Annotated in this window: 9 protein-coding genes; 6 read left to right on the top strand and 3 right to left on the bottom strand. The window is 34.3% G+C overall.

Translation table 11 applies throughout. The features are described from left to right. Positions 1-8 precede the first annotated feature (8 nt). From AAEZ22_RS07610 to AAEZ22_RS07620, 3 genes are all read right to left on the bottom strand, one after another. Positions 9-182, bottom strand: coding sequence for a helix-turn-helix domain-containing protein (locus AAEZ22_RS07610; RefSeq protein WP_352296731.1), 174 nt, complete (start codon positions 180-182; stop codon positions 9-11). A 419-nt stretch (positions 183-601) separates the two neighbouring features. Further along, positions 602-1096 carry a hypothetical protein gene (locus tag AAEZ22_RS07615; RefSeq protein WP_352296734.1) on the bottom strand — a complete coding sequence of 165 codons (495 nt, stop codon included), beginning with the start codon at positions 1094-1096 and terminating at the stop codon, positions 602-604. Then, positions 1093-1329: a hypothetical protein gene (locus AAEZ22_RS07620; protein WP_208835336.1), complete on the bottom strand. Its 237-nt coding sequence runs from the start codon at positions 1327-1329 to the stop codon at positions 1093-1095. Before AAEZ22_RS07620 ends, AAEZ22_RS07615 begins: the two co-directional genes overlap by 4 nt. A 246-nt stretch (positions 1330-1575) precedes the next feature. Here AAEZ22_RS07620 and AAEZ22_RS07625 point away from each other — a divergent pair, with 246 nt between their 5' ends. The 6 genes from AAEZ22_RS07625 (at position 1576) to AAEZ22_RS07650 (ending at position 8742) form a co-directional block, all read left to right on the top strand. Then, positions 1576-2496 carry a TnsA endonuclease N-terminal domain-containing protein gene (locus tag AAEZ22_RS07625; protein ID WP_208835335.1) on the top strand — a complete coding sequence of 307 codons (921 nt, stop codon included), beginning with the start codon at positions 1576-1578 and terminating at the stop codon, positions 2494-2496. Then, complete coding sequence (locus AAEZ22_RS07630; RefSeq protein WP_352296738.1) at positions 2487-4757, top strand: TnsB C-terminal domain-containing protein; 2271 nt, start codon at positions 2487-2489, stop codon at positions 4755-4757. The genes AAEZ22_RS07625 and AAEZ22_RS07630 overlap by 10 nt, the downstream gene beginning before the upstream one ends. Then, complete coding sequence (locus AAEZ22_RS07635; protein WP_208835356.1) at positions 4750-5955, top strand: ATP-binding protein; 1206 nt, start codon at positions 4750-4752, stop codon at positions 5953-5955. The genes AAEZ22_RS07630 and AAEZ22_RS07635 overlap by 8 nt, the downstream gene beginning before the upstream one ends. 14 nt (positions 5956-5969) lie before the next feature. Next, entirely contained in the window at positions 5970-6971 is a 1002-nt protein-coding gene (locus AAEZ22_RS07640; RefSeq protein WP_208835357.1) for a TniQ family protein, read from the top strand. A 5-nt stretch (positions 6972-6976) separates the two neighbouring features. Beyond that, entirely contained in the window at positions 6977-8341 is a 1365-nt protein-coding gene (locus AAEZ22_RS07645; protein WP_208835358.1) for a TnsD family Tn7-like transposition protein, read from the top strand. Between the two features lie 200 nt (positions 8342-8541). Then, positions 8542-8742 (top strand): hypothetical protein, encoded by a 201-nt coding sequence (locus tag AAEZ22_RS07650; protein ID WP_208835400.1) that lies wholly within the window; start codon positions 8542-8544, stop codon positions 8740-8742. Positions 8743-8984 lie beyond the last annotated feature (242 nt).

An 8984-nucleotide genomic window follows, 5' to 3' on the forward strand; every position in this document is an offset into this window, starting at 1 on the left:
AACATTCCTTATCTTTGTTTTTGTTCTTCAATCCATTGCTCTAAATCTACGCGTTTAAAGCGCCAATTTCCACCCATCTTAAAGTCGGGTATTTTGCCTTTACTTGCAAGGGGATATGCCGTCTTTTCATTGAGCTTTAAGTACGTAGCGACCTCTTGAATAGTCAAAATATCATCGGGCATGTTTAATCTCTGTCTGTGAACAAATTAATAGTATGAGAAAACTGAGGAATAAGCAGTTGACTATAGGAACACCCTAAAAGACCAAGCTTTTGAAGCTATATTAGTGACTAACAACTCGGTTATTGGGAGTAGGTTGTTCCTCACTTGATCGTGTTTCGTTTTTCTTTATCAGTAAGGTTAAACTGTTCAGCTAGTTCGTTAATTACGTCCTTTAGCTTTACTTCTCTTCCATAAGCTTTATGTGCAACCTCTAATAGTGGGCGGTAAATAGGTATCACAAGCAGTTCTTTGTTATGTTTGAGCAATGGCTAAAAATACAGCGCACTGTAACTTTTATACTATCTAGGTACAGTATTGTAATTTAGCTAAAAGCTCAATATTTATGTGTTATATAGCGTATAAATAGAACTGAATTTTAGCTACAAGCACTCATTTTCAATATTCTTAGCTAATTGAATCAACAAGTAATGTTGCTTAGGGTTATCTATTGCTTCAATCGCTGAGCTATTCAGATCGCCAAAGTATGACCCTAACCAAAGTACAATATCCCAGTCGAAATAGTATTTACTTACCTGCTCAAGAATAGGTTCTAAAATAGGTTTAACGCGTCGTTTATAGATATCAAACTGAAAGGCGGGGTAGCCCTCATAGCCTGCGAAATTTGGTGCTGTTACAAAAAAGGCCTTATTTTCATCGACTAAGTTTTTTAAATCTTGTTCAGTAAATGGCTTGCTAGGGGTCGAGAGTAAATCAATGACTTGAGCCGCCGATAAAAGAGCGTGATGCGATAAGAATAAGTTGATTTGATTGTAATAAATACGGTGTTGCTCAGTAGGCGCATTTGTAAGTTTATTAAGTTTGAGTACTTCAGTAAAAAACTGGATGTACTGCTGAGTTCGCGAAAAATCATTCATTTTAATGCTCCTAAAAAGCGCTTTATATGTTGTTTTTTATTAGTACGAATAAAAAAATCGAGTTCCTTTTCGAGCTTATCCTGCCCCTCTGGTGATTCAAGTAGATCAATTAGCGTTGTCATTTTGTTAACTTTTTGCTTTTTTATAAAAAAATAAAAATATTTTTTTTGAGAAAAAAGTCTACTTTTAATCAGTTTTTCGAATAGTTTTAGCTTTGATTCTGTAATGAGCATTTCGTGTTCTCCTACTTTTAAAAAGAATTAACCATTTTATATATTATTGTTATTTATCGATTTTCAGCTGTAAATCATTTTAGATGGAAACACTTTTACTTAATGTATTTAGGTTGACAAATCATGATTTCATGTTATTAAGTTGTTGATTTTAATGTGTTAATTTTAATTGTAGACTGTTTTTTATACTTGACACTATTTTATTTGTATATAGATTTAAATACATATTAAGAGAGGATTATGGGTATGAAAAAAGATGAAATTATTGAAGAAGGTAATGGCGGATTAATTTTCCGTTATAAGGAACAGCCACCAGTTTCATTTCTTATTTTAAGACACTTAGATGAGTGGAGAGTAAAATGTTATGAACAAAAACAGCTCGTACCTTATTTCCCAACTAAGAGAGTTTCTTCTGTCGGATTAGCTACGAAGCATGCGCCGTCAGCAAAGTCTTTGGTTCCATTAGAAGCATTGTCGAAACTAGAAAGTGGCTTTTTAAAAGCACTTCTCTTTTTGTCTAATGTAAAGAAAATATCAATGCAAATTCCTTTGGATAATATTTATAGAACGATTGATATTGCTCAGGGAAAAAGTATTAAACATCCTGGTTTTAAGCCGAAAGGTAATATTTCGAAAGAGCATGATGTATATCAGGCTGCTCCAATGACTACTGATGTATTAATGACTTACACTGATGCTAATGGGGGAGAAGTAAGTCATGCCATCTCACTAAAGTGTTTAAATCGTGATGGTAGATTAGGGGCCACAGATAAAAAAATTGAGCGAATTAACGATAAACATGAAATTGAACAGCAATATTGGTTAGAGCAAGGGGTTAGGTGGAGTTTAATCACAAGTGACCATGATTTACTAGAATATTACTTTCAAGAAAATTTAGCTGAAGCTTATATATTGGGGCAAAGAAATTACCCTAAGCAAAAACTTAATAAGGTTAAAAAAGAAATTATTATTGTTTTCGATCATCGTGAGTATATAACTTTGCTTAAGTTATGCGAATTAGTTTCACAGGTGACTGAAATTGAAATTAGCTTAGTAAGGGCTATATTTTGGTATCTTATTTGGCATCACGAAATTAGCTTTGATTTGCATAGGGAGATTGGAACTTATCATATTCTCTATCCTGCTAAGGAGGAGGTATGGTGTTAAAGTATATTAAAAATCAAGTGCTAAAATCCCCAGTTATAGATGCTCAATCTAGTAAACAATTTGATAAAAGCAAAGTAGCTAAAAAAGATATTAGAATTACGATTGTTGAATATCCATTTATGAATTATCCAGAGTACATATTGCTGTCATTACAAGATAAAAATAAAATAAAAAAGCCATTTGTACATAAATTAAATACACCACTGTATGGGTTTTTTATACAAGAATATGAGTGTATAGAAAATGACTTTATTTCAGGAAAGCGTGCAGCATGGTATTCAGAGTTACTTTTAGCGTCGAAAGAAACTGATAAAAAAAATATAGAAAAGCGTAAAAGGGCTGAAAAATTAGAAGCAAAATTAAATCAGAAAATGAATATCATACATGATTTCTTCATTATCCCTGAAGCATTAGAATTATATGTAAAAGGAACTTATCCAAGTTATGTACTCAATGAAATAGCTGTAAATAATAAGATTAATTTATCTACAGTATATAGAACGTTAAATATTTACTTTGCATTTGGTCGATGTAAAGAAGCGCTTATCCCAAGTAACCATAAAATTGGGAAAGCACGTGAAATTCCAAAAAATCTGCGTGATGGTAGGGAGAAATATCCTCACGGTTTGGGGAGACCAAGAAATGTTGGAGGATTAAATCAGCGCGCTATTACTGAATTTGACCATAGTGTTATGGCACAATTTTCCAAAAGCCTATCCCTTTCTAGCCCTAACCATTTACATCAATTATTTACCTTGTTTTGCGTAAAGTTAAAAGAAAAATTGATAACAGATAACCCACACTTACATTGGGATGACTATAAAATTACGCGTAATCAATTTATTTCCTTGTTCAAAAAACACACAAGTGAAAAGCAGCGTCTAATTGCCAAGGAAGGGATTAAAAATTATAAGAATAATCGAAGGGCTCTCACTTCAACTGCACGTCATAATATTCCCTTTCCGACCGCTAGGTATGAAATTGATTCGACCACTTTAGATGTATATCTACTATCTATTTTTACTGATTTAGAAGGTAAAAAGCCTATAAGGCGCCCTACACTTTATACCGTTTATGATACGTACAGTGGGTGTGTTGTTGGTTTTCACCTTACTCTCGATGGAAATACTGAAGAGTCATTTTTAATGGCTATGCATAATGCATTCACGGATAAAGTCGCTTTTGCTGCCCAACATGGAATAACAATAAAGAAAACTGATTGGCCTTGTAATCATATATGTAGTGAAATTCTGTTTGATCGTGGGACTGAGTTTAAAGATAAAAAAGTATCAGAAATACTTGAATCTAAGCTCGGTATACTTGGAGTATCTTTTACTGAATCTTATATGGGGAGCAATAAAGGAACAGTAGAAACTGGATTTAAATCATTAAAAGCAGATATAACAGATCTGATAAAGGCCCGTGTAGATAAAGATAAACCTAAAAGTACTCAACATGCATCGCAAAAAGCATCTTTAACAATGCCGGAATTATATAAAGTTTTGATTATACATTTTGTTTCGAGGAATCACTCTGGAACTGCAATTGAAAAGCGGGATTTAGAAGCGTGTATAAATAACATAGAGCCAACACCACAAAGCCTCTTTAATTATGGTCTAAAAACCAAGGCCAATGGAGGAGTTGTTCGCTCTAATAAAGATATTTTACTGGCTTTACTACCGCGTTTTAAAGTAATGCTCACTAAACAGGCGTTTGAAGTGAACAGACCTATGAAGGGGCAAGGACACGTCAAACTAAAGTATCAAACTGATAATAATGCTCTTAATAAACATCGAGAAGCTGCGCTCAATGCCCTTGGCAAGGGGATTTATGAAATTGAGGTGATGATACTGCCTAATTGGATTGATCATATTTGGTACTGCGGTCCGATTACAGATTATGAATGCATTGAGTTTAAATTATCAGATAGAAGTAGACGATTTTCTGGCTTGTATGGTGACGATATCGAGAATTTGGGTAAACAAGAGTTTGTACTAGAAAGTTTACTCCGCGATAGACGTCAAAATCAAAAAGAAGCGATCGCGAAATTAATAATAGAGTTTGAATCAGGTAGAGTCAAAGATCTAAGGAACGTTAAAAAGACAAGCAATAAATCAGTATCAAAACACTTAGATGAAAATACAAAGCTTGATTTAATGTGTGAAACTAAAAGTAATGCACAAAGGACAGCTGTCGTATTAGTGGGTGGAAGTTCTTCTTTACTTGATGATTTTGAAAAAGAGGAAAGTAACGATGCTTAATCCACTAACAGAATTTTTACCTAATATTGAGACTAGGTGTGAATTTCATGAGGCTGTGCGTAAAACCCGGAGTGAGCAACCACCTAATCATTGTCATATATCAAGTCAAGTCAAAGAGCTATTTTACATTCCAACTGAAGATGCTTGGAAAGTTTATAAAAGCATAGAAACAATGATAAAAGAAGGTTATAGAAATAAAAATATTAATAGCTCAGAATATTTTAAAGAAGTTAATGAATCTATTTTTAGTGACATAAATAGGCCGGTTAGCCACATTACGAAAAAAGTTGAATTAGGTGGCTGTTTATTCGGAGAGTCTGGAGTTGGCAAAACTAAGCTGGTCAGTGAATCTTTACGTGAGTTTCCACAAAAAATTACACACCAAAGTTTATGCACCGCAACAAATACGCCTTTAATTCAAATTCCTTGGATAATGATAACGTGTGAAGCTACAAGGAAAGCAACCCTTAGATTAATTATTGAAGAAATCGATAGAGTTGCGGGAACTCGTAATTTAGCTGATCTGAATGAACGTGACAGTATTCACAAGCATTGTAGTGTAATACGTTTACTGTGTATCCAATATTCAGTAGGGATTATTATACTAGATGAAAGCCAGTGGTTTGATCAGAAATCGCAATCTAATAGAGATTCAATAAGTAGCTCATTTTTGCAGCAAATCTATAATCGATTTAATGTACCTATCTTGCTTATAGGTACTCCTCAATTGGTTCAAGCACTAATGCTAAGCCAAGCCACGTTAAGGCGTTTTAAAGAGGCTATTTATCATGAACTTCGTTATTTTGAGGTTGACTCTCAGGAGTGGAAAACAGCTATTAAAACTTTGTTCGGTGACTTCATATTCAAGAAATCGCAAAAGCAACTTACGGATAAGCAATTAGATCTAATTGATGATTTTGCTTTTGGTTGTATGAATGAGCTCATTCACCTAGCTTGCAAAGTATCTGAACTTGCAGAGGAAGGCAACATTAATCAATTAACAGAAGTTTTATTAAAAAGCTCAATAAAGGAGTTAAATAATGGGAATACAGATTTTAAACTTGGTTTAAACAATGTGCCCAGAGTTAAGGCTAATTCGAATCAATCGAATGAAGTTTGTAAAAAAAGCAAAAGGGATAAACGCGTAAAAAATAAGGAAGCTGAGTTTAAACCAATAGATATAAGCGACTTTATTTAAGTGATGGAGCCAAAATGACTACCCTTATAAATTTATGCAATTTTTTTCCAATTCAAGCTAATGAATACTTCCCAGCCTATATAATGAGGCTACGCTACTTGGGGAAATATTTAAGTTTACCCTCAGAAATGTTTATATCCGATGTGAAGGCTGCAACAATATCCGATAATATTTATCCACGTTCCATTATTCCTTGTATAAAAAAGTTGGTGTCAGAAAATATTGTAAGTAACAATTACTCTATAGACTGTAAAGTATTAACTAATCATTATAGTGCTAACTATTGGCAAGGCTTTATTAAGCCTAGTGAACTTAATCTCTACAATACAGCTATTATAAATGGTCATAAAGTGAGTAAAAATCTATTCGAAGGTGAGCAGCTTTTAAAGGTATTTAAACCACTTAAGTTTTGCAGGATGTGTGCCCAAGATGATAGGGAATTGACTGGTTTGTCCTACTGGCATAGTGATCATCAAATACCTACAATTTATATATGCAGAAAGCATTCGATAGCGCTAGAACATGCTGTGTGGGAGCATAAAAAAACACTAATAGATTACCCAGTTATTAGCCCTAATAGTGCTTGTAGGATACCTAAGATAGTTATAACCCCTTTACATGTGTGGTTGGAAAGCCAATCGAGGCATTTACTAACTCAACCATTACCAATAACACGAGCGTGGGTTGCATCAATACGCACCTCTTTATATGAAATGTTAGAGGTAAGGCATACGATAAGAAGTGTAATGTTTTCACGTGAATTAATTAATCAATGGGTTTTGTTTTTAAAAGAGGCATTTAAAAAATTAGAGCCAACTCAGCGCTACGGAGCAGGGTTTGAATTATCGGCAGCCTTTACAGTGCAACGTATATTATTCCCTAAAAATAAATACACCCACCCAATGATGTTTTTGCTTTTAATAAAATTTACAGAAGAGTATTTAGGCGTAAATTTATCTATAGGACAAGCAATAAATTCCGAAGCAGACGGTTATATTGATAAGCAACTTAATTAGAATATATGAATATTTTGCCGTTGTTACCTGATGAGACCATTTATTCATTTTTAGCACGGCTTAGGGTTTACTCGGGGGGGGCTAGCCATCGAAATGCAAGCTTACTTTGGCTTGGGCAATATGGACTAAGTTTGGATCAAAAACTTGCCACCCATTTAGCGTATTTTGCTGAGCAAACTAATTTATCTTCTGAGCTATTGCTTAATGGACATACCTATTATCCCTTATTCTCTTTAGCAGGTAATGACCCTAAGAAGCTCAAAGAAGTCATGCTTATTGGACCTTCTTATCGATTAGGTAATGAGGCTAAAATTTCTCAATCTGGCCTGAAAGCATTGAGCAATGACAAATACTGTTTGTCGTGTATTGAAGCTGACAAAAGTAAGTATGGCGTTGCTTATTGGCATCTGTCGCATCAGTTTACAGGGATAAAAAGCTGTCAAATCCATCAGACCTTGCTTATTTGTACGCCTCCATCATCGCGTGTATACAGGCTTCCTCCACAAGTAATATTATATCATGAAGAGCCTGCGAGAGATTTACAGCAATTATTTACTACTTATGTTTTAAAAATTAATGAATCGGCTAAAAATAAATCGCGTAATGACCTGTTATTAGATCAAAGCAGTTTAAACACACTGATTAAGCAAAAAGGATTTATGGGTAAGAATAGCATTAATATGCATTGTTTATTGGCTGCTCATTCAAAAGTATCAGAACTTTTATTTAGTATGGACATTATCACTGAGCATGTAGCAAGAAATCTTATTAGAAAGCCTAACTATCCATGTCACCCGCTCAAACTTATATTATTTCGTTTTGCCTTGGAACAATTGCCAGATAGAGCAACGCAGGGAGACATACAGCTACAACTAACAGATAAAAATAAAGATAAAAAACGCCATAAGCAATGTTTGGTGTTACTACAGAAAAATGAATTGAATTTTACCGAAATTGCTAGACGGGTAAAGTGCTCCGTAGGCTACGTTATTAAGTTAGCAAAGCAAGAAAATATAGGCTATCTAAAGCGGACGCAATTTATTTCAGCTGATATAGAAAAGCGTATTTTAATCCGCTTGATAAAAGGTGATGCTAGAGACGTAATTGCAAAGGCCGAGAGGGTTTCTATAAGCTCAGTTGAAAAAGTATGTGGGGAGAGCTATCAGCTCTCTGAGTGGCGTCAATACCTAAGAGCATTGGATAAAAGAAGTAAATATAGAAATGAAATGTCTACAGCATTAAAGGCTAATTGCTATTCGACACGAGCAGAGATAAAAGCGATGTACCCAGCTTGTTACATGTGGCTTTATAAATACGATGCGCAGTGGTTGTATTTGCAACTACCACCTGCATCTTATCTATCTAAATGATTAATGAAGTTAATAATAAACGGGGCATCAAGTCATTAGTATACAAGTAAGTGAGCTTCATAAGAGTAGTTGAGTAATGCACTAGCGGCTAATAGTTTTTCTCCCCAAAAAACATACTGGATATTTCTAATTTAAGTTCTACACTTCAGCTAAGCTTTAATGAAGTGACTTTGTATATATTAAAATTAAGGATATTTAAGATGGATCTATACTATTTAAATAACAATTCGCAGCCGACTGGCGAACATGAAGTACATAAAAAAGGCTGTAATTTTATGCCGATGAATAAAACAGAACTAGGAATGCACAGCACATGTTCATCGGCAGTATTAAAAGCAAAGCTAATTCATACAAATGTTGATGGATGTATGTTTTGTAGCCCTAATTGCCATACTCGATAATCGTTCCCAAATAGGGTAAAAAAGGCGTTCGTTCGCAAACTTATTTATTTTTTTGCAACTCGGTAGCTTAGTAAAAGCAAGGGGGGTATTCGCAAACTTATTTATCATAAACATTTTGAAAAAATTTCTACTGTAGAGTGGAAATTTATCAAAATTATAAAAGCCGTTGCAGTAATGCAACGGCTTTTTTGTTTGCCCAGCGAAGCTGGCAAACCCGATAGGCTGAAAGATGCCTTATCACC

It is taken from the genome of Pseudoalteromonas sp. 20-MNA-CIBAN-0454, assembly GCF_040308685.1.
Lineage (GTDB): Bacteria > Pseudomonadota > Gammaproteobacteria > Enterobacterales > Alteromonadaceae > Pseudoalteromonas > Pseudoalteromonas nigrifaciens.